The sequence below is a fragment of the Synechococcus sp. H55.8 genome (assembly GCF_047462375.1).
Lineage (GTDB): Bacteria > Cyanobacteriota > Cyanobacteriia > Thermostichales > Thermostichaceae > Thermostichus.
Map to the genome: position 1 here is coordinate 71,652 of NZ_JANSJC010000007.1, position 21,021 is coordinate 92,672.

Annotated in this window: 21 protein-coding genes and 1 tRNA gene; 13 read left to right on the forward strand and 9 right to left on the reverse strand. The window is 58.7% G+C overall.

Annotation, left to right across the window (positions count from 1 at the left end):
- Positions 1-45: 45 nt before the first annotated feature.
- Entirely contained in the window at positions 46-1,170 is a 1,125-nt protein-coding gene (cbiD, locus tag NW862_RS04995; protein ID WP_414335846.1) for a cobalt-precorrin-5B (C(1))-methyltransferase CbiD, read from the reverse strand.
- A gap of 223 nt (positions 1,171-1,393) precedes the next feature.
- Here cbiD and NW862_RS05000 point away from each other — a divergent pair, with 223 nt between their 5' ends.
- On the forward strand, positions 1,394-1,747 hold the full coding sequence (locus NW862_RS05000) for a hypothetical protein (protein ID WP_414335844.1): 354 nt from the start codon (positions 1,394-1,396) through the stop codon (positions 1,745-1,747).
- A 38-nt stretch (positions 1,748-1,785) separates the two neighbouring features.
- On the opposite strand, the gene def is transcribed toward NW862_RS05000, so the two are convergent.
- The 4 genes from def to NW862_RS05020 all read right to left on the reverse strand — a co-directional run bounded on the left by def (position 1,786) and on the right by NW862_RS05020 (position 3,392).
- Positions 1,786-2,370: a peptide deformylase gene (def, locus tag NW862_RS05005; protein ID WP_414335842.1), complete on the reverse strand. Its 585-nt coding sequence runs from the start codon at positions 2,368-2,370 to the stop codon at positions 1,786-1,788.
- A 207-nt stretch (positions 2,371-2,577) separates the two neighbouring features.
- Entirely contained in the window at positions 2,578-2,886 is a 309-nt protein-coding gene (locus tag NW862_RS05010; RefSeq protein WP_414335030.1) for a DUF3593 domain-containing protein, read from the reverse strand.
- A 3-nt stretch (positions 2,887-2,889) separates the two neighbouring features.
- Positions 2,890-3,216, reverse strand: coding sequence for a DUF2499 domain-containing protein (locus NW862_RS05015; RefSeq protein ID WP_414335029.1), 327 nt, complete (start codon positions 3,214-3,216; stop codon positions 2,890-2,892).
- Positions 3,216-3,392, reverse strand: coding sequence for an NblA/ycf18 family protein (locus NW862_RS05020; protein WP_414341539.1), 177 nt, complete (start codon positions 3,390-3,392; stop codon positions 3,216-3,218). The genes NW862_RS05015 and NW862_RS05020 overlap by 1 nt, the downstream gene beginning before the upstream one ends.
- Before the next feature lie 373 nt (positions 3,393-3,765).
- Between NW862_RS05020 and NW862_RS05025 the strand changes: the two genes are divergently transcribed.
- The 3 genes from NW862_RS05025 to NW862_RS05035 all read left to right on the forward strand — a co-directional run bounded on the left by NW862_RS05025 (position 3,766) and on the right by NW862_RS05035 (position 6,555).
- Positions 3,766-4,017: an RNA recognition motif domain-containing protein gene (locus NW862_RS05025; RefSeq protein ID WP_414335027.1), complete on the forward strand. Its 252-nt coding sequence runs from the start codon at positions 3,766-3,768 to the stop codon at positions 4,015-4,017.
- A gap of 122 nt (positions 4,018-4,139) precedes the next feature.
- Positions 4,140-5,429 (forward strand): exonuclease subunit SbcD, encoded by a 1,290-nt coding sequence (sbcD, locus tag NW862_RS05030; RefSeq protein WP_414335026.1) that lies wholly within the window; start codon positions 4,140-4,142, stop codon positions 5,427-5,429.
- A 505-nt stretch (positions 5,430-5,934) separates the two neighbouring features.
- Positions 5,935-6,555 carry a biotin transporter BioY gene (locus NW862_RS05035; protein ID WP_414335025.1) on the forward strand — a complete coding sequence of 207 codons (621 nt, stop codon included), beginning with the start codon at positions 5,935-5,937 and terminating at the stop codon, positions 6,553-6,555.
- 245 nt (positions 6,556-6,800) lie between these two features.
- Here NW862_RS05035 and gshB read toward each other — a convergent pair whose 3' ends face one another.
- On the reverse strand, positions 6,801-7,748 hold the full coding sequence (gshB, locus tag NW862_RS05040; RefSeq protein ID WP_414335023.1) for a glutathione synthase: 948 nt from the start codon (positions 7,746-7,748) through the stop codon (positions 6,801-6,803).
- A 219-nt stretch (positions 7,749-7,967) separates the two neighbouring features.
- On the opposite strand from gshB, the gene NW862_RS05045 reads away from it, so the two are divergent.
- Positions 7,968-8,696: a pentapeptide repeat-containing protein gene (locus NW862_RS05045; RefSeq protein WP_414335022.1), complete on the forward strand. Its 729-nt coding sequence runs from the start codon at positions 7,968-7,970 to the stop codon at positions 8,694-8,696.
- 35 nt (positions 8,697-8,731) lie between these two features.
- Here the strand turns inward: NW862_RS05045 and rpmB are convergent, their stop codons facing one another.
- Both rpmB and NW862_RS05055 read right to left on the reverse strand, forming a co-directional pair.
- Positions 8,732-8,968 carry a 50S ribosomal protein L28 gene (gene rpmB / locus NW862_RS05050; protein ID WP_414335021.1) on the reverse strand — a complete coding sequence of 79 codons (237 nt, stop codon included), beginning with the start codon at positions 8,966-8,968 and terminating at the stop codon, positions 8,732-8,734.
- Positions 8,969-8,992: 24 nt separating this feature from the next.
- Complete coding sequence (locus NW862_RS05055) at positions 8,993-9,355, reverse strand: hypothetical protein (protein ID WP_414335020.1); 363 nt, start codon at positions 9,353-9,355, stop codon at positions 8,993-8,995.
- Positions 9,356-9,535: 180 nt separating this feature from the next.
- Here NW862_RS05055 and NW862_RS05060 point away from each other — a divergent pair, with 180 nt between their 5' ends.
- From NW862_RS05060 to NW862_RS05080, 5 genes are all read left to right on the forward strand, one after another.
- Positions 9,536-10,648 carry a dockerin type I domain-containing protein gene (locus NW862_RS05060; protein ID WP_414426973.1) on the forward strand — a complete coding sequence of 371 codons (1,113 nt, stop codon included), beginning with the start codon at positions 9,536-9,538 and terminating at the stop codon, positions 10,646-10,648.
- Between the two features lie 287 nt (positions 10,649-10,935).
- The gene (locus NW862_RS05065; protein ID WP_414426974.1) at positions 10,936-11,898 is read left to right on the forward strand and encodes an NYN domain-containing protein; all 963 of its coding nucleotides are present in this window, start codon (positions 10,936-10,938) and stop codon (positions 11,896-11,898) included.
- A 104-nt stretch (positions 11,899-12,002) separates the two neighbouring features.
- Positions 12,003-12,626, forward strand: coding sequence for an HD domain-containing protein (locus tag NW862_RS05070; RefSeq protein WP_414426975.1), 624 nt, complete (start codon positions 12,003-12,005; stop codon positions 12,624-12,626).
- A gap of 70 nt (positions 12,627-12,696) precedes the next feature.
- On the forward strand, positions 12,697-13,134 hold the full coding sequence (locus tag NW862_RS05075; protein WP_414335015.1) for a peroxiredoxin: 438 nt from the start codon (positions 12,697-12,699) through the stop codon (positions 13,132-13,134).
- A 39-nt stretch (positions 13,135-13,173) separates the two neighbouring features.
- Positions 13,174-13,914 carry a D-alanyl-D-alanine carboxypeptidase family protein gene (locus tag NW862_RS05080; protein WP_414335014.1) on the forward strand — a complete coding sequence of 247 codons (741 nt, stop codon included), beginning with the start codon at positions 13,174-13,176 and terminating at the stop codon, positions 13,912-13,914.
- Between the two features lie 83 nt (positions 13,915-13,997).
- Here NW862_RS05080 and NW862_RS05085 read toward each other — a convergent pair.
- Positions 13,998-14,069 (reverse strand) — tRNA-Gly (locus NW862_RS05085).
- 130 nt (positions 14,070-14,199) lie between these two features.
- Here NW862_RS05085 and zds point away from each other — a divergent pair.
- The 3 genes from zds to NW862_RS05100 all read left to right on the forward strand — a co-directional run bounded on the left by zds (position 14,200) and on the right by NW862_RS05100 (position 20,969).
- Positions 14,200-15,633 (forward strand): 9,9'-di-cis-zeta-carotene desaturase, encoded by a 1,434-nt coding sequence (gene zds / locus NW862_RS05090; protein ID WP_414335013.1) that lies wholly within the window; start codon positions 14,200-14,202, stop codon positions 15,631-15,633.
- 109 nt (positions 15,634-15,742) lie between these two features.
- Complete coding sequence (locus NW862_RS05095; protein ID WP_414426976.1) at positions 15,743-19,435, forward strand: helicase-related protein; 3,693 nt, start codon at positions 15,743-15,745, stop codon at positions 19,433-19,435.
- Between the two features lie 82 nt (positions 19,436-19,517).
- Entirely contained in the window at positions 19,518-20,969 is a 1,452-nt protein-coding gene (locus NW862_RS05100; protein WP_414426977.1) for a DUF1156 domain-containing protein, read from the forward strand.
- Positions 20,970-21,021: the final 52 nt, after the last annotated feature.

Sequence of the window (21,021 nt, forward strand, 5' to 3'; positions counted from 1 at the left end):
CTCGCCTTAGAGAGATGGGCTGGGGGTGAGGAACAACAGCAGGGATCAAGGGCTTGGGGAGGAGATCCCAACCTGAGCGCAAACCTGGCCCTGCCGATCGAACAGGGTTACCTGCACCGGCAGGGATCGAGCAGCATACTTTTGCACATAGGCTGTTGCCCGCTGGCGGATTTGTCGAGTCAACTCCTGCAGCACCGGCTCTGCCCAGCCCAGCTCCTTCAGATACTGCACCGCTGCCTCCACCGTCCTTAGCTCTAGCACCTGCCGCGCCTGTTCGGCTGTTCCCCCGCAGCGGATGAGGGCTGCCATCAAGATTTCCAGGCGGGCATCGGCCACATGGCTGGAAGTGGTGAAGATGCCCCCTGCCAGCTTGATCAGCTTGCCGTGGTAGCCGATCAAATGAACCGACTCCGCCCCCCGCAACCCTGCTTCCACCAGCAGCGGCCCGATCCAATTGGCCACCAGTAGAATCTCTTCCGCCGGGATCCCTTGCCTCAAGGCCACCTGCTGCCCATGGCTACCCACGCAAAAGGCCAGATGCCTGTGCTTTTCCAACTTCTGCTGCAATTCGCAGCGGGCCCGCTCCAGGCTCTCGGCGCCGGCAGAAGGCTCCACCTCCGCCCGTGTCCCCAAAAGAGCCAGTCCTTCCAGCACCCCAAACGCCGCATTGGAAGTCCGCTCCGCCAAGAGTTTTCCCTCCGGCAAGATGATGCGCACCCGCAGCCGATAACCCTCTGGGATCCCAGACAAAAGGTTGATCTCAAACAGGCGCCGGGCGTAGGCATAGATGGCCGGGCTGCCGTCGGCGTGCCGCCCCAGCCCCTCCCCCGCTTCCAGGAGCAAAGGGAGAGCGGTGGGATCCCGTTCCTCCAAGCTCACCCAGGCCCAGACCGGTGTGTTGCGGGTGAGATCCAGGTGAGGGCCGGGATCCGAGCGGGTAATGGCCAGAGCCGTGTTCTCCGACAAAGCTGCCACCTGCTCTACCGGGATCCTGACCCAGCCGGCAGCGGATCCCGCCTCAGGCTCCACCTGCACGGCAATGACAGGATGAGCGCCGTCCTGCTCCAAAGCGATCCCGATGAGACGGTGGAGAGCAGCCTTAGCAGCAGCCACCGCAAACACGGGCAAGGTATAGCCCTGTTGGGGAAAGGGGAGAACCGCATCCTGCATTTTTTGTCTGGAAATAGAGAGAAACCTGCTCTGGAAAAAACTTTGGAGAGAGCCTATCTCAATTGTGGCCGACGCCAACCAGCAGGACTGGCTTGCTAGGGCAAACTCCTGAAGCCGACGTTTAGTTCTCCAACTGCGTAATCGTTAAATGATCTAGGGGAAGAAGGGGAGAAGCGAGAACTTATCTCTTTCAATAAAAGTAAAGAGTCAAACTGGGGCAGCTATGAGCGAAGCAGTGCAGCACTATCTTGAGCGTCTGGAGTCGCAAATACAGGAGCTGAAAGCTGCCATCGAGCGGATGCCGGAGCAGGTGGCAGCTGCTCTTCTGGCAAAGCAGGAGGCTAAAAAAAATGTCCCCGCCCCCTCCCGCTATAGCGTTCTGATCTCAGACTTGGTGGAAGATGGCAGCCACAACTTCCTGTTGGATGATGAACCCACCGTGGTAAGCAGCCGCAGCATGGGACACGAGCTTGCCCCAGAAGCCCAAGTCCAGCGACTGAGTGCCCAATTAACCGCTGCCTACAACCGCATCGCCGCCCTAGAGGAGCAGCTCTTGGCTCAGCGCCTGCAGCACTAAACCAACACAAACTAAGACGTGAAAACTTTGCCAGGGCTTCAGCGAGAGGCGACAGAGGGCTTGCCTTTGCGCTGTACATCCTGCATCTGAAAGCCGTGCTTGCGCAGCTCCTGATCCAGCAGCAGCTCGTTTTCCACGTGATCCACAAACAGCACACCATTGAGGTGATCGATTTCGTGCTGGATCACCCGCGCCAGCAAATCGTCAGCTCGAATGGTGCGGGGCCGACCGGTTTCATCTTTAAACGAAACCACGATCCCTTCTGGGCGCATCACCTCGCAAAATACCCCCGGAATGCTCAGGCAGCCCTCCTGCCCGGCAACTGCTTCGCCAATATACTCGCGGATCTCCGGGTTGATCAGCACCAGCGGCGGCACCTCCGGCTTGTCGGGATGGGGATCCACCACAATCATGCGCTTGGGAATGCCCACCTGCGGAGCCGCCAGACCGATCCCATCCGAGCTGTACATGGTCTGCAGCATGTCGCGAGCAAGCTGGCGGATCTCATCGTTGACCTGGCTGACACGCTTGGCCGGCTGCCGCAGCACCTTGTCGCCCATGCGATAGATGCGCAGGGGCGGATGCTTGAGCTTCACTTTGGGGACAGAAAGAGTGGCCACCATCCGGCAGGTCTCTCAGAATAAACAACAGCAGACGTCCAGTCCAGACTTCCATTTTACATTCGGTTCATGCCGTGCCGAGGCGATTCGTCTGCCGCTCAGCCCCCCTCTCCCTCTGGGAGAGGGGCTGGGGGTGAGGGTAGCGGCGCGGAGCGCTTGGGCTCGGCAGTGTGTCAGGTCGAAAGACTGGCTCAGGCTCGTTTGCAATGACTACAACTCAGAGCTGCCGTCCCCAGCCTCTGGGGATCCCTGGCGGTCAATGGCTTGCTTGAAGCCCAAGGCCACCAAAATGTTGGAGAGGGTGAGAAAAGCCTCTGCCCCCCCATGCAAGGGATCCACGTTGGCCAGAGAAGTGCCGTAGTGAACCTGAGCGTACAGCCCTGCCGGGATGCTGATGGCCACAAAAAGGAGCAGCAGCCAAAACCCAGTCAGGGCCAGCCGCGGGATCCGGCGCAGCCGCGACAGGAAGAACAAAAAGACCAAGTAAGGAAACAAGGAGAGGGCAAACAAACTGTTCATCGCTCAGTCGGGCTCCCCCTCCCGTGAAGGTGCATCTGCTGCCTCAGCCCGCCAAATGTGGTAAGCAGCCCAGGCCAGCGTACAGTTGCCGATTAAAGTAAAACTGGCCTGGGCAGTTACCACCCAGTCCAAATTGGGGTCGTTGTCAAACCAGTGCCAGGTGATCGCGCACATCGCCCCCAGCAAAGCGGGCAGCATTGCCCAGCTCAAACTTCGCCACTCGGGCCGGCCCACCCGCCCCCCAAATTGCCACACAAGCACAATGGCAGCGCTCCACTCCAAGACACTGGCGATGTGAATCCACCAAGTGGGAAGCGAAAGGGCGTGCATCAGGCGCTGAGGGAATGACGCAGCAGTTGGCGGTAAGTGGCTTCCTGCAACAGCATTTGCTTGTGCAGTTTAACCAAGATGTCTTTGGCCTGCTCGTGGCTCATCCGAGAAACCAAGGTCTCGAAAGCCCGCTGGCGAAATTGCTGCTCCAAGGAGAGATCTAGCGTTTCGTCCATCATTATCACCTCAGGGTGCTCAGGTTTAGGGATCTGCAGAGGGTTGCAACAGCGCAGATCCGGCCAGGTAGTGCAAGCAATCTAATACACATCTTAACAAATTGCAACAACATGGCAAGGTGCGGGATCCCGGCGGTGCCTGAGTTTGGCTGAGGCGAGGGCAGAGGAATTCAACCCGGTGGCAGGGAGAGTACAGGCCTGTAAAGTTTGACAAAGGTAGATTTTGGACCAGGAAGCGGGAGGATTTTCCGGCAGGGATCCCTTTACATCCTTTCATGTTGTGCGATTCGGTAAGTCTCCATGATAGAAGTGAATTACCCTGGAGCCTGGTTGCCCCTCTTGCTGATTGGTGCCTTACTTTGCTTGAATTGCTATGACCATTTTTGTGGGAAACCTGAACTATAAAGCCTCAACAGAAGAACTAGCAGCTTTCTTCCAGCAGAGGTGGAACGTTAAGTCGGTTACAATCCCGATAGATCGGGAAACGGGTCAGACAAGAGGCTTCGCGTTTGTGGATCTGGCAACCGAGGCCGAGGAAGATGAAGCCATCGAGAGTGCTAACGGGCAGGAGTTCATGGGCCGGCCCTTGCGTTTGGATCGAGCCAGACCCCGCCGACAAGCTTGAGCCAAGATTCCTAGCTCTGGATCTGGGAGGCCAGGCAAGCAAAGGACTCGGCTCCGCTAACGCGAACGGCAAGGTTGATCCCAACAGATGAGAGGGCTTCAAAGACTCCAAGAGTATCCAAGATGGTGAGGCTGCTACATCTTTCGGACGTTCATCTGGGCAGCAGCCTTGCCCATGGTCACATCAACCCGGCCACTGGATTGAACACCCGTTTAGAAGATTTTGTGACTTCTTTGCGCCTGTGCATTGACCATGCGCTCAACCAAGCGGTGGATCTGGTGTTGTTCGGGGGTGATGCTTTTCCCGATGCAACACCACCCCCCCTCCACCAAGAGCTTTTTGCCCAACAATTTCGCCGCTTGGCCGATGCCGGGATCCCGACCGTCCTGTTGGTGGGCAACCACGACCAGTATGGGCAAGGGCAAGAGGGCAACAGCCTGGCCATCTACCGCGCTTTGGGGGTTGCAGGCTTTATCGTGGGAGACAGGCTGCAAACTCATCGGATCGCAACTCGCAGCGGCCCGGTGCAGGTGACGACTTTACCTTGGCTGAACCGCTCCGCTCTGCTCACGCAACAAGAGAGCTTGGGACTGGATGGGGAAATCCTCGCCCATCAGCTCCTGCAGCGTCTTCATCTGGCCCTAGAGGGGGAGGTCCGCACCCTGCAGCCGGGGATCCCGGCGATTTTGCTGGCTCACGTCATGGTAGAGACGGCCCGCTACGGAGCAGAACGGCATCTTTCGGTGGGTAAAGGATTTACGGTACCCCTCTCGCTGCTGGCGCGGCCTGCCTACCAATACGTTGCCCTAGGGCATGTGCACCGCCATCAGGTGCTGTGTCGGGATCCCTTGGTGATCTATCCCGGCAGTATTGAGCGGGTGGACTTTGGCGAGGAAAAAGAGGAAAAAGGTTGTGTGCTGGTCGAAGTCACCCCCACAGGTGCGAGCTACGAATTTTTGCCCTTGCCCACCCGCACCTTTCACACCATCCGCCTGGATCTGAGCGCCGATCCGCCCCAGCAGGTGCAGGCCAAACTGCTGGCCGCCATCGCCAAGGCGCCGGTGGCCGGCTCTATCCTGCGGTTGATCTACCGCCTACGCCCCGACCAGCTCGACTGCGTCGATGAGCGGGCTTTGCACAATGCTCTCGCCCCTGCCTTTAGCTATACCATCACTCCGGAAGTGATCGGCCCCGGCCGCATCCGTCTGCCGGGCTTGGATCCCAGCCGACTTGAGCCCCTGACGGCTCTGGAGCAGTATCTGGCCGACCGCAGCGATCTGGCCCCTTTGCACAACGAGTTGCTGGCCGCCGCCCGTCAGCTGCTGGCAGAAGCCGCGGATCCCTCACAGGACTGGGATCCCAATTGGGAGGAGCCTGCCCCGGCGCAAGAGGAGCAGTTGCCGTTGTTTTGAGGTGTTCCCTCTGTAAGGGCTCGCCGAGGCTGAAGATCCCAAGTCTCAGGTGATCTAAATCACTTCCAGATGGCAAGAAGCGACACAAACTGGGGATCGGGTTGAAGACGTTGGCAACGACGGCATCAGCTCACTCACAGGGAACTGCTCAGACTGGCAGACCTCACACTGCCAGTCTTTTTTTGGGTTTTGAGTTGGGGGGCTGTGCAGCTGCAGCGGGCTCGGTACGGTTCTCCCGTTGGACTTTTCTGGTTATTCCCAACAATAGGGTTTCCCCGCAAGGCCGACTGCACAGACTGTTTCTCTAGACCCAATTTTATTTTTATTGATAAAGCTAGTGCCTAGGTGCGGGATCCGCCGGTTACGGTATACTGCACGGGATGCAGCCCTTTTGCCGGCCAATCGCTGCAATGCCATCGGGATCCCTAACCAAAACTTTTTGCGATAGCCGGCAGATCCCGGCAGAGGGTTGCTATCCCTTGTATCTCAGTCTTTCGAGTAGCCTATGACTGCAACTTTTGTTCACACACCTTTGGCGCAAACCCTGCTGCCTCGCCCTTCCCGCGTTCGAGACTTGCTGCTGGTGGTGGGAGGCAGCTTATTTGTAGCGGCCCTGGCTCAGGTGCGGATCCCTTTGCCTTTCACGCCGGTACCGATTACCGGACAAACCTTTGGCGTGATGCTGGTGGGAGCAGGCTTTGGTGCCAGGCTGGGCTTTCTCGCCTTGCTGCTGTATCTGCTGGAGGGGCTTTTGGGATTGCCCTTCTTCAGCGGCGGCGGAGCTGGGCTCAAACACCTAGCCGGAGCGACGGGGGGCTACCTGCTAGCTTTTCCCCTGGCTGCTGGGCTGATGGGCTGGTTTGTGGAGCGCTGGGGGGTGGATCGCGACCCTTGGAAGATGGCGGCGGCTATGCTCTCCTGCTCGGCTTTGATCTACGTCCTGGGAGCCACCTGGCTGGGGGTATGGCTGAACGAGAATGTCGGCCCCACCTCTCTCTTGGCAGTGCTCAACAAAGGGGTCTTCCCTTTTATACCAGGAGACCTGGTGAAGTGCGGGCTGGCAGCAGCCCTGCTGCCCACCACCTGGCGCTGGGTTGGACGAGAAAGGCCGCCGGCAGACTCCTAACCCCCTGTACAAGAGCAGCAACTCAAAGCTCGCCCCAGCAGAACCGGAGGGTCTTGAGGTTAGCTTCACGCCAGAAAATCTAAAAAAAAGATAACGGCTGCGCGGATCTGACCTTTTTTCTGAGATTCTAAGAACTGTGCTCAATGCGGTGTTCAATACAGCTTGTTTATGGAGCCCTTCCTTATAGTGCTCTAGAGTTTTATAGGTCGCTGACTGGTCGCGACTAGGCCCCCTTGTGGGGCTTTTTACTTCTCGAGAGGTACCTTCTTCTCCAGCCACTGGGCCACTTGGTCTGCCAGATCAACTCCTTCCAATTGAGAGATCTCTCGAAGCATCGTCGGGCTGGTCACGTTCACTTCCGTTAGTCGTTCTCCGATAACATCGATCCCAACAAAATAGAGCTTCTCCTGCCTTAGCACCGGTGCCAAAGACCCGCAGAGAGCCCGTTCTTTTTCGGTAATCTTGGTTTTTTCTACCCGACCGCCGGCGGCCACATTGCCGCGAAAATCTCCCTCCCCAGGGATGCGATTGACGGCACCCAAAGGTTCTCCCTCTAGCAACAAGATGCGCTTATCTCCCATCGCTGCTGCTGGCAAATACTCTTGCACCATCACGGGTAGCTGGCCAAATTGAGTGCTCAGCTCGAGCAAAGAATTGAGGTTCAGATCCCCGGCACTGACCCGCAGGATCCCTTCCCCACCCTTGCCACCCAAGGGCTTGAGCACCGCCTGCCCCATCTCCTCGACGAATTGGCGCAGCAGGTGTTTGCTGCTGCTGACGCAGGTACGCGGGATCCACTCTTGGAATTGCAGGGCGTAGAGCTTTTCGTTGGCCGAGCGGATCCCAGCAGGATGATTGAGTACCAGCGTGCGGCTGGGGGAGAGGCGATCCAAAAGGTAAGTGGCATAGAGATAGGCCGTATCCACCGGCGGATCCTTGCGCATCCACACCGCCTGCATTTGGCTCAAGGGCAACAGCCGCCGTTCTTTGACCTCGTACCAGGGATCTGCTGCCGGATCCAAGGCAATTTCCTCAACGGCGGCCCAGGTTTCCCCTTGATCCCAGTAGAGATCGGCCAGTCCCAAGCAAAAGATGCGGTGTCCCCGTCTCTGCAGCGCCTCCATCAGAGCAACGCTGGTGTCATGGCCCACCTGCAACTGGGGCAACGGATCGACAATGAAAGCTACCTGCATGGAAGGTGGGGTTCACTAACGAAACGCTGCCCCGAGTATGCAACAAATCGGAGCCGATTGTTCCTTACCCGCAACCCAGCAGGACTGGCTTTATTAACATCCTCTTAACCTCGGCAAGCGGCGCAAACGTTAGCTTGATAGGTGGAATCCTTAGTTAGCCCTCAGTCCTCGGCTAGGTTGACCGAGTTTCTGTCCCAGCTTGTGAGGAACAACCCATCCGTGAGTGCTCCCCCTTCTCAACCCTCCGAGCCGGTTCGCATCGAAACCACGAGGGACTTGCTGGCAGCCCTGCGAGAAGGGCGCTCCCTGCTGGGTGCCAACCTCGAAGGCGCCTACCTTTCGCGGGGCCTGTTCGACCGCATCCAGATGCCCAAGGCCAACTTGACGCGGGCCAACCTGCGCTCGCTCAGCATGCAGCAGGCGGATCTGCGGCTGTGCAACTTCCGCCGTGCCGAGCTGGAGCGGGCCAATTTTGCCGCCTCCGATCTGCGGGGATCCAGCTTCAGTCAAGCCCTGGGAGACTACAGCAACTTCACCGCTGCCAAGCTGGACAAAAGCAGCTTTCAGGGGGGGCGCTTCAGCCATTCCATCTTTCGCGAGGCCAGCTTGGTGGCTGCCAACCTGGCGGGAGGAAACTTTTTTGCCGCCGACTTTTGCCAAGCCAACCTCTTTCGCTGCAACCTCTCCCAGGCCGTCCTGGCCAGTTGTCAGTTGCAACATGCCAACTTTGACCAAGCCCTCCTGGTGGGGGCCAACCTGCAAGAAGCTCAACTTGAAGGGGCCAGCTTTGTCGGCGCCGACTTCACCGACGCCAAGCTCTCGGACGAAATGCGCAAACTCTTAATCGAGCGGGCCAGCGGCACCAACGAGCTGACCCAACGGGACACCCTCAACACGCTGCTGGCAGGTTTACAGCCCAAGTCGCGTAAGCTATTCGGGTTGCTGTGAGGGCTGGATCCGGCAAGCACAAGGGGGTCGAAAGCTCAAAAGCGGTTGAGGTCGATCCCGGCCTCGCGGGCCATGGCCCCTACTCCCTTAGCCTTGAGGGTCTTCAGGGCTCTGGTGGAAAGGCGCAAACGCACAAACCGCTTACCTTCTTCCCACCAGATGCGCTTCCACTGCAAGTTGACTTCCTGCAGGCGCTTAGTGCGCCGGTGGGAGTGGGAGATGGCAAAAGCGTTGTTGCGCTTCTTGTTGGTGAGTTGGCAGCGACGTGCCATGGGAGCAGAGTAAACTCAGCTCTGTTATCGTAAAGCATCTTTTTGCTGGGCAGCAAGCTGCAGTTGAGTTTGCAACTGGGCTAGCTCTGCTTTCAGGCGATCAAAGGTTTGTTGGCAGTGGTTAACGCTTCTCAGGGGCAGCTCTTCATTTTTGGCGATACAGGTTACCTGTACAGAGCCGTCGGCGGCTTGACGGGTGCGATCCACAAACACTTCCACGGTTACCAGCTTGGTGTAGGGATTCTTTCCGGGGGGCTCACCGGCTACCCAGTAATCAGAGCTGTTGTGGAGGACATTGAGTTGGCAGCGCTCCAAGATGGCGCGAATCGACTCGCCTAGCTGCTCGGCTGAGCCCACAAGCTGGGTAACGCAAGAGTATCGAGCCATAGGAGAAGCAAGTCACCACGGTTATCCTACCATCAAGTTTTCGGCTCCTGCAGCCAAAGGCGGGCGAGCAAAATTGCGCTCAAGAGTACTCTGTACCGGCTCGGCCAACCCTGCTGCGAGGAAGTGAATTGCGTTAAAACATGAAGAACGCTGCCTGGCTTTTTCCCCAGGAGAGTTGCCATGTCTAGGGTCTCCTGTTTAGCCCGTTCTCTCTTGCTGCTGGGATCCCTTGCTCTGGGTTGGATAGGCCTGTCTTCTGCCCAAGCGCAGCCCTTTCAAGCGGGCGATCTGGATGGGGATGGTCGTTTGACAGTGCAGGATCTCAACCTGTTGGGGGCCTATTTGCGGGGAGAACGGGAGTTGACCGACGACCCGATCCGGGCTGCCGATGTCGATCAGGATGGGCGGATTACAGAAGCCGATTGGCAGGTGTTGCAGCAGCGCATTCAGGCGGCCACAGATGCACCCACCGGACAGGTGCAGTTGGATTCTGCCTACTCTGGCCAGGTGGTGGATCGCCTGACAGGCCAGCCTTTGGCCGGGGTGGAGGTGGCCATTCCAGGGGCAGGGATCGCGGTGCGCACCGATGCTCAGGGGCGGTTTCGCCTGCCGGGGCCGCTGCCGGCAGAAGAAATTTTGGTGGCGCGGCTGGAGAACTATCTGCCCTATTCCCAGAGCACAGGCAACAGACAGACGGGGGGGGATCGGCCCTGGCAGTTGCAGTTGGAGCGCTGGGATCCCAACACGACTTTGGTGCTGGAGGCCAATGTCATCCGCCTGGGCGATAACCAATATTCTCCAGAGTCGGCGGCTGCCGGCCAATTTCTCGGCCCTGCCCAAGAGGTGGAGATGACCCGCTCCTTCACTTTGGAACGCCTGCCGCCTCGCCCACCGGTTTTGCGGATTGGATCCCTGATTGGGTTGGATACTGCCGCTGCCTATCGGGCCGGCCAGTCCCGCATCCCCGGCGCCAATATGTCTCCCATGCGAGTGCTTTTAAACGGGGTGGAGGTGGAGCAGATCCAGTTGGGAGGAGACGGCCTGCGCATCCCTCTGCCACTGCCGCATCTGCGCCTGGGCCTGAATACCGTGACGCTGCGCACCGGCAAAACCCTGATTCAGCCCAGCAGGGTTACCCGTGGTCCCCAAGTGCCGATCAGCATTCCCCTTTTCGGCGGATCTCTGCATATCTCGGTGCCGGTGGGGGGTGATACGGTCGTGCAGCCTGGCGGAGCCTGGGTGGATTATGACGATGTGCAGTTGGCCAACGTAACCATTGAGATCCCCAACTGACCCCGCTCCCTTCATGTTCGCGCCGCTCCAGATTGGGCAAGCCACGGGGCTGGTCGGCAAAAAGGAGCGCCTTCTGTCTGCCCTCAATACTGGAGTTGCCCACTTGTCCGGCCAGCAATGGGAAGCTCCCTCTTCCAACAGCAGACATACTGCAGTCGTTGAATTGCTGCTCCTCAATGCCTCCGTGAGTGCTGGGCATCCCGCTCTTCAAGAAGGATCCCTGAGGTGAGCGCAATCCAATCTCGGCAACCATCAGACCCATTCACCCAAACCGAGGAGAGCTGACTATGAGCATGGGTAGGACTTCTACCTTCTCCCTAACCTGGCTGTGGACGGGATCCCTGGCTTTGGGGGTGACAGCCTTAGTAACCCGCCAGGTCGTCTGGGGTCTCTTGCCTGTGGCTGCGGCTTACCCGGCCATCCGCCGCCGCGAAGAACAGCTTTGCCAAGTGTTGGGGCAGAGCTGGCAGCAGCAGGAACAGATGGCGACCCAACTGGGGGCGATACAGGCGCGCATCGACGCTCTCGAAGCTCGGCCTACGTCACATTTATCGGTGCGGCAGCAACTGGCTCCCACCACGCAGGCCATTCAACAGATCCAGCGGCGGCTCAAAGCTGTAGAACTGCGGCTCAATGCTCTGCCCCAGGCGACTCCTGAGGAACTGGAGTCGATGCGGGCGCAATTGCAACGTCTGCAGCAGCAGGTGGAGTCCCAGCCAGCCCTCCCTTCCCCGCGCAAAGCTTTGGGGGTGTTTATTGACGGCGCTAACCTGCACGCCAGCGCCCAGCAATCGGGATCCCCTCTCGACTACCCCGGACTGTTGAGCTGGCTGGGCCAGGGCCGAACCGAGATGGAGGTGCATTTCTACAGCGGTACAGATCCGCACAACCTCGGCCAGCGCCGTTTTCTGGCAGAGCTGAGAAAGCTGGGCTACCGGGTGGTCACCAAGCCGGTCGTCACCCGTGCCGACGGCAGCCGCAAGGCCAATCTGGATGGGGAGCTGATCGTGGATTTAATGACCCTGTATTCCCGCTACGAGACGGTGCTGCTGCTGAGCGGTGATGGGGATTTCGCGCCAGCCCTCCGGCACATCCGCAGCCAAGGCTGCCGGCTGGAGGTAGCCGCCTACCGGCCCAGCACACACCCGGAGCTGATTCGCCTGGCGGATCGCTTTGTCGATCTCTGTGCCTGGCAAGGGACAGGGATCCCGGTGCCCCTACCGGCAAAACAGACGGCGGCCAGCGGCTGAACCCCTGCGGTTCCGGCCAGTTGCCCCCATAATCAAATCAACAACCAACAGCAGACCATTCCTGACCCATCCCCTCAACTTCCAACCTCGATGGAGAGATACCCATGTCCACCCAGTTGACGCCGCGGTTTGCCGAGGCCATGCGCTACGCCCACCGCTGGCACGCTGCTCAAACCCGCAAGGGAACAGGGATCCCCTACCTCAGCCACCTGCTGGCGGTGGCGTCCATCGCCCTGGAGCACGGCGCCGACGAAGATGAGGCCATTGCCGCCCTGCTCCACGACAGCCTGGAGGATGGCCCCCGCTACAGCGGCGAGCCGCGGGCCCAGATCGAACGGGAGTTGCGGGAGCACTTTGGAGAACGGGTGCTGCAGATCATCCTGGGATGCACAGACACCGACAGCGATAGCTCCCTGGGCGAGCCCAAAGAAAACTGGAAAGAGCGCAAAGTGGCCTATCTCAAGCACTTGGAAAGCGCAGATGCCTCGGTCTTGCTGGTGGCCGCCGCCGACAAGCTGCACAACGTCCGCTGCATCCTGCGAGACTTTCGCCAACTGGGCGATCGGCTCTGGGAGCGCTTCTCCGGCGGCAAAGAGGGATCCCTGTGGTACTACCGGTCGCTGGCGGAGATCCTGGGGCGACGGCTGCCTTCTAGGCTGGCGGCGGAGCTCCAAGAGCTGGTGGCCGAGTTGCAACGGGCAGCCGGGTCAGAGCCGGCAACCGCTTGACAGAGACGACCAGGGCTGAAGAAAATGCTGGGGGCAGCCTTCTTTTTCGCACTCTTCAGGTCACCTGTCTATGGTTCTCGCTGTTGGCACCATTGCTCCAGGGTTCAACACCACCGACACCCACGGCAACCAAGTTTCTCTGGCCGATTTTACCGGGAAAACCGTTGTCCTCTACTTTTACCCCAAAGACGACACCCCCGGCTGCACCAAAGAGGCCTGCGGGTTCCGCGACACCTACGCCGATTACCAGAGCAAAGACGTGGTGGTGTTGGGGGTGAGCATGGACGACCAGGCCTCTCACCAAAAGTTTGCCGAAAAGTACAACTTGCCCTTCCCTCTACTGGTCGATACCAGTGGGGTGATCGCCCGCGCCTACGATGTGGATGGGGGCGGTTACGCCAAGCGGGTGACCTACGTCATTGATGGCGAGGGCAAAATTGCCAAGGTCTATCAGAACATCAACACCGAAACCCATGCCCGCGATATCTTGGCGGACTTGGGCCTGTAAAATCTTTTCGGTTCTTCTCTGAGAGCCCGGCCCTTGCGCATGAACGACGACATTCCGGTTGCGCGTCGCCAGTCCACTTCGGTGGAAAAAGCGCAAGGTTCGGCGGCTACCTTGAGGTTGCGCCTGGGCTTGGGGCTGGTAGTGGTTGGGTTGGTGCTCTTGGCGGGTTGGGGGATAGATCAGTTACCCGGATCCCGGCAAGCAGCAGATCCCCCAGTTCTGGAAGAAGCCAGTCAGCCCCCTCTGGCGCAGCCAACTGAGCAGAATGGACGGGTCTCGCTGCTGGGGCACTATGCCTATGCCGAGGCCCCCGCAGATAGCCTACGGGTGGTGGGCAGCTACCACGGTCGAGAGGTGCGCCTGCGCCAGGCGGCTGCCGAGAGCTACCTGCGCATGAGCGCAGCAGCCCAAGCCGACGGGATCCGCCTCGTCCCTATCTCTGGGTTTCGCTCGATAGCGGAGCAGGAGTTTTTGTTTTTTCAACTGGCCCAATCGCGGGCTTTGCGACCGGAAGAACGGGCGGCGCTCAGCGCTCCCCCCGGCTACAGCGAGCATCACACGGGCTATGCCATCGACATTGGCGATGCCCGGTTTCCCCAATGGGACACGCAAGAAGCCTTTGAGACCACCCCTGCCTTCCGGTGGCTGGAGAAGAATGCCGCTCGTTTTGGCTTTGAGCTGTCCTTTCCCCGCGGCAACCCACAGGGGGTGAGTTACGAACCCTGGCACTGGCGCTTTGTGGGCGACCGCCACAGCCTGGAGACCTTCTACAAGCGCTAACAACTCCCCTCTCCCTCCGGGAGAGGGGACGGGGGTGAGGGCTGACTTCCTTCGGGAGAGGGGACGGGGGTGAGGGCCCAAAAAGCGGATGACGCGATTCGAACGCGCGACCGTCTCGTTGGCAACGAGAAGCTCTACCACTGAGCTACATCCGCATCAGGAAGTTTATGATGGCAAGTTTTGCGGTCGTTTGTCAAGCCAGGGATCCCTGTTCCAGAATGAGAGGAGTTCATCTTTCTTTGCAGTTGCGTCAGCCCTTGGCGGGGCTCAGTTGAGGGGATCACGATGCGGGTAGCCATTATCGGAGCAGGGTTGGCCGGCTTGGTCACGGGGGTCGATTTGGCGGAAGCGGGGCACCAGGTGCAGATCTACGAGGCGCGGCCCTTTGTGGGCGGCAAGGTGGGCTCCTGGCAGGATGCCGAGGGCAACCACATCGAGATGGGCCTCCATGTTTTTTTCTGCAACTACAGCAACTTGTTTGCCCTGATGAAAAAGGTGGGGGCCTACGAGAACCTGTTGCCCAAGCAGCACCTCCACACCTTTGTCAACCGCGGCGGGCATACGGGCAGCCTTGATTTTCGCTTTCCCCTGGGAGCGCCCTTCAACGGCCTCAAGGCCTTCTTCACGACAGAGCAGCTCTCCTGGGCCGATAAACTGCGCAACGCCCTGGCACTGGGCACCAGCCCTCTGATTCGTGGCCTGCTGGATTACGAAGGAGCAATGCGGCAGATTCGCGCCTTGGATCGGATGAGCTTTGCCGATTGGTTCCGCCGCCACGGCGGATCCGAGGCCAGCCTGAAGCGGATGTGGAACCCGATTGCCTATGCCCTGGGCTTCATTGATACGGAGCAGATTTCCGCCCGCTGTATGCTGACCATTTTTCAGATGTTTGCCAGCAAAACAGATGCCTCCAAGCTCAACCTCCTCAAGGGATCCCCGGACAATTACCTCACCCAGCCCATCGTCCGCTACCTGCAAGCCCGCGGCGGCCAGGTTCATACCCGCCGGGGAGTCAGCCGCATCGAAGTCAGCGACTCTCCTCCCCACGCGGTAACCGGCCTGGTCTTGGCCAATGGCGAGCGGGTGGAAGCAGATGTGTATGTGTGTGCAACGGCGGTGGAAGGGGCCAAACGGCTGATCCCACAGGTGTGGCGGCAGTGGCCCCAGTTCGACAACCTCTACAAGCTGGAATCCGTACCTGTGGCAACGGTGCAATTGCGCTTCGATGGCTGGGTGACGGAGCTGAAGGGCCGGGCCAGACGCGCCGCCGACCACCCGCAGCCGCTTGGCATCGACAACCTCCTCTACACCGCCGATGCCGATTTCTCCTGCTTCGCCGACCTGGCCCTCACCAGCCCCGCCGATTACTACAAGCCCGGCCAGGGATCCCTGCTGCAATGCGTGCTCACGCCGGGGGATCCCTTCATCTCCATGCCCAACGAGCAGATTGCCCAGCACGTGCTGCACCAAGTGCACGAGCTCTTCCCCTCGTCGCGGCAACTGAACCTGACCTGGTACAGCGTGGTCAAGCTGGCCCACTCCCTCTATCGAGAGGCGCCGGGCATGGATCCCTATCGCCCGCAGCAGAAGACCCCTGTGCCCAACTTCTTCTTTGCCGGCAGCTACACCGCCCAAGACTACATCGACAGCATGGAAGGGGCTACCCTCTCCGGTCACCTGGCCGCCCAGGCCATTCTGTCTGCCCACAGGGATCCCTGACATGAGGACACTCCTCTCTCCCTGGTGGGAGAGGGGCTGGGGGTGAGGGCAACATAGCAGTGGGGAGTTGGAACAAGCTTCTGCCAGCAGTTCTAGAAGCCTGCAGTCTATGGCTCGACTGGAAGATCTCAACCCCGGTGCAAGGGTCAGAGGGATCCTGCCAAACCAAGCCGTTGTCATCGTCAACGTGAAATGGCACGGCAGCAGTGCCATCGAGGTCATCTACAAAGACATCCAGGGGCAGCCCCACGCAGAGCTGCTGTTTCGCAACCAAGAGCCAACTTTGGAAGTTGTTCAGGAGGGATCCCTTTGCAACTTCGAGGGAGAGGGTGCTCTCTTCCGGTTGGTTTCCGAAGCGCATCGCATTCGGCTGGCTCATCTTTTCGATCCCCTCCTAGCTGTCCACACCTCTCTGGTAGAGCCTCTGCCCCATCAAATCAGTGCCGTCTACGAGGAAATGCTGCCGCGGCAGCCGCTGCGGTTTTTGCTGGCCGACGATCCAGGGGCTGGCAAAACCATCATGGCAGGGCTGTTGATTCGGGAGCTGCTGATTCGCGGTGACCTGCACCGCTGTCTCATTGTCTGCCCCGGCAGTCTGACCCTGCAGTGGCAAGAGGAGATGGTGCAAAAGTTCCATTTGCCCTTTGAAATTTTGACCAACGATCGTCTTGAAGCAGCTCGAACAGGGAATCCATTTCAGGAGATTCCGCTGCTCATTGCCCGGCTAGATAAGCTTAGCCGAGATGAAGCCCTACAATATAAACTTAAGCAAGCCGATTGGGACTTGGTCGTTGTCGATGAGGCCCACAAACTTTCGGCATCCTTCTTTGGCGGAGAAATCAAAGAAACCAAGCGCTACAAGCTGGGTAAATTGCTCTCTCAGCTAACGCGCCACTTTTTGCTGATGACAGCCACTCCCCACAATGGCAAAGAAGCAGACTTTCAGCTTTTTTTGGCCTTGTTGGACGGAGATCGCTTTGAGGGAAAATTTCGAGATGGAGCTCACACCTGCGACGTCTCGGATCTCATGCGGCGATTGGTGAAAGAAGACTTGGTTAAGTTTGACGGCAAGCCGCTTTTTCCAGAGCGAAGGGCTTACACCGTCCAGTATGCCTTATCTGATCTGGAAGCCAAGCTTTATCAGGAAGTTACCGATTACGTACGAGAAGAGTTTAACAATGTAGATGCCTTGGACAACGATGGTCGCAAGAGAACTGTTGGTTTTGCCCTGACCATCCTACAGCGTCGGCTAGCCTCTTCTCCAGAAGCGATTTACCAATCCTTGCGGCGACGGCGACAGAGGCTGGAGCAGCGGCTTAGGGAAGAACAATTACGGAGTCGAGGAACGAGAAATATTACTGTCACTATTCCCCCGCTTGATGCGGAAGGTTGGGAGGAAGACTTTGAAGACTACACCGCTGACGAGCTGGAAAAACAAGAAGAAGAGTTGGTAGATCAAGCAACTGCCGCTCGCACCATTGTCCAGCTTAAGGCAGAGATTCAGCGGCTTCAGGATCTAGAAAAGCTGGCTGAACGGGTGCGACGCAGTGGTCAGGATCGCAAGTGGGAAGAATTGTCCAAGCTGTTGCAAAATCAAGGGGAAATGTTCGACGCCGGTGGACATCGGCGCAAGCTGGTGATCTTCACCGAACACCGGGATACCCTTGAGTACCTGGCCGACCGCGTGAGAACTCTGCTGGGGCAGTCAGAAGCAGTGGTTACTCTTCACGGCAGCATGGGTCGGGAGGAGCGCAAGAAGGCTGAAGAGGTTTTTAAGCAGGATCCGGCTGTGCAAATCTTGATTGCCACCGACGCCGCCGGGGAGGGGATCAACCTGCAGCGAGCCCATCTAATGGTTAACTACGACTTGCCCTGGAATCCCAATCGCTTGGAGCAACGGTTTGGGCGAATCCACCGCATTGGGCAAACTGAAGTCTGCCACCTATGGAATTTGGTGGCTGCAGAAACTCGCGAGGGGGATGTCTACCTGGCTTTATTGAAGAAGCTGGAGAGCGAGCAAAAAGCCCTAGGGGGCAAGGTCTTTGACGTGCTGGGCAAGGCTATTGATGGGAAGGAATTGCGAGAGCTGCTCATTGAGGCCATTCGCTATGGTGATGATCCAGAGGTGAGAGCTCGGCTAAACCAGAAGGTGGCAGATTACCTAGATCGAGAACGGCTGAGAAAGCTCCTGGAGGAACGGGCTCTGGCCCACGACTCCATGGACATCACCAAGGTGCAACAGATTCGATTAGAGATGCAGCGAGCTGAAGCCCGGAAGCTCCAGCCTCATTTTATTGCTTCCTTTTTCCTAGAGGCCTTTCAACACTTAGGGGGCACTGTGCAAAAGCGAGAATCCAAACGCTACGAAATTACCCACGTGCCGGCAGACATTCGCAATCGGGATCGCCAGATTGGCTTGGGCGCGCCTATTCTCAGAAAATACGAACGGATTACCTTTGATAAAAGCCTAGTTAGCGTTCCCGGAAAACCTTTGGCAGAGTTTGTCTGCCCTGGCCACCCTCTTCTGGAAGCCACCATCGATCTTATTCTGGAACGATACAGAGACTTACTTAGACAGGGATCCGTCCTTGTCGATGAAAGGGATCCCACCGAGACGCCGCGGGTTTTGGTGTACCTGGAGCACGCTATCCAGGATGGGCGGACTGATCGCAATGGCCAGCGGCGAGTCATTTCCCGCCGTATGCAATATGCGGAAATCCTGGCCTCTCCCATAGGGCGGGATGGCCCTCACCCCCCAACCCCCTCTCCCATGGGGCGGGATGGCCCTCACCCCCCAGCCCCCTCTCCCTCAGGGAGAGGGGGAGATGGTAATGAGGAGTTCAGGATAAGGAGTGCCGGCTATGCTCCCTACTTGGACTATCGACCCCTAACTGCTGAAGAGCAGGCTCTTCTGAAAGCCCAAGCCAGCTCTTATCTTCCCAGCTTCTCTTCTGCGAAGCTAGAAGGGCAGGTCACCACCTACGCCATTGAACACCTTGTTCCTCAGCATTTTCAGGAGGTCAAGGCTCAGCGGGAAGAACTCATCAACAAAACAGAGCGGGCTGTAAAGGATCGTCTCACCCGAGAAATCAACTACTGGGATCACCGGGCGGCCCAGTTACGGCTAGAGGAGCAGGCGGGCAAGCTCAATGCCAAGCTCAACTCTGCCAAGGCCCGGCAGCGGGCCGATGAATTGGCCGATCGGCTTCGCAAGCGGCTGGCGGAACTTGATCAGGAGCGCCAGCTATCCTCCTCGCCGCCGGTGGTGGTGGGGAAGGCGCTGGTGATCCCTGTGGGGTTGCTGCAGCGGCTGCAAGGCAAGCGGGAGTCCACTCCTGCCACCTTTGCCCGCGAAACCCAGCGTGTGGAGCAGGCGGCCATGGCCGCTGTCATGGCCATCGAGCAGGCGTTGGGATATGAGCCCCGCGATGTGAGTGCCGAAAACCTGGGCTATGACATCGAATCCAGAGGCAGGGAGGGCCTGCGCTTTATCGAGGTCAAGGGCAGGGTTGAAGGAGCAGAAACGGTAACGGTAACGAAAAATGAAATTCTGACAGCTTTGAATAAGCCCGACAGCTACATCCTTGCCCTGGTTCAGGTGCCGGCGGATCGGGATTTTCCAGAAGGGGATGTCTTCAGGGTCAAAACTCCTGCAGGCACTTACACAGTGGCGGGGGAAGGCTGTGAGGTGCGCTACGTAAGAAGGCCTTTCAAGCGGGAGCCAGATTTTGCTGCCAGTAGCGTCAACTACAAGTGGAAGGAGCTCTGGCAGCAGGGATCCGATCCCCGGCTGCAGAGCTAGCCAATCTGGGGCCAAGGGATCCGCCTGCAGCGAGTAGAGTATATTTTGCCCCCTGTTTTCGCCTCCTTGGCCTTGGCTCCTTATGTCCCGCCGCAAGAAGCTCATCGAAGTTGCCCTGCCCCTGGAAGCCATCAACTTAGAATCTGCCCGCGAGAAGTCCATCCGCCACGGCCACCCCAGCACCCTACATCTCTGGTGGGCACGCCGGCCCCTGGCGGCTTGTCGGGCGGTTCTGTGGGCTTCTTTGGTGGATGATCCCAGCAGTTGGCCAGACAGGTTCCCCACCGAGGCCGACCAAGAGCGGGAGCGACAGCGGCTGTTGGACATTCTGGCCCGCATCGAAGTTCAAAAAGACAAGGACGGCAAAACCAAGCAAGTGGTGCGGGGCCTGGTTTCTTGGGACGATGTGAACGATCCCAACTCAGGAGTTTTGGAGGCGGCCCAGCGGGAGATTGCCCGCTGTTTGGCCTGGGATCGCGGTGAGGATCCGCCCACGGATCCCCAGGCTGTCAGGGAGTACATTGCCAAGCACGCGCCGCCGGTTTACGACCCCTTTGCCGGGGGGGGATCAATTCCCTTGGAGGCGCAGCGGTTGGGGCTCAAGGCTTATGCCAGTGACTTGAATCCGGTGGCTGTTCTCATCAACAAGGCTCTGATCGAAATTCCGCCGCTATTTAAGGACAAGCCGCCGATTAACCTCCAGGATCGCCCTCACCCCCCAGCCCCCTCTCCCATAGGGCGAGATGGCCCTCACCCCCCAACCCCCTCTCCCATAGGGCGAGGGGGAGTTTGCGGTTTGAATCGGTGGTATGGGGCGCAAGGATTAGCGGCAGATGTGCGCTACTACGGACAATGGATGCGGGATGAGGCTTTTAAGCGGATCGGGCATTTGTATCCGAAGATTGCCCTCACCCCCCAGCCCCCTCTCCTATGGGGAGAGGGGGAGAAGACTCAAAACCCTCTCCCTCTGGGAGAGGGCAGGGTGAGGGATCCATCTGTAGTCCACTTAGCACAAGGTCAGTTGCCCAATGGCGATGTTGCCCTCACCCCCCAGCCCCCTCTCCTATGGGGCGGGATGGCCCTCACCCCCCAGCCCCCTCTCCCGCAGGGAGAGGGGGAGTTGGAGAAATGGGAAGTTCCTCCAGCAATTCAGAAGAAAATGCAGGAGGTAGCTCGACAACTGCGGCGGCAATCTACACCTTCTGAGGCGATTTTGTGGGAAGCGTTGCGTAATCGCCAGTTGGAGGGGCGTAAGTTTCGGCGACAGCACCCGATCGGCACATTCGTGGTCGATTTTTTCTGCAAGGAAGAGGCTTTGATTGTAGAGGTCGATGGGCCAATCCACGAGCATCAAAAAGATTTGGATCGCCAACGGCAGGAACTGCTAGAAAGCCTGGGACTGCGCTTTGTGCGCCTGAGTAGCCACTTGGTAGAAACCAATCTCCCCGTAGCCTTGGATCGAATCCGCGCCGCCTTCCGCCCCCTTCCCCCCACGCCCCCCCGGGGAGGGGGGCGGTGTCTTATTAAAAAATGAGCCTGCCGACACAAATGATATTTTTTATTATGGTGGGGGGGGGGAAATGTAA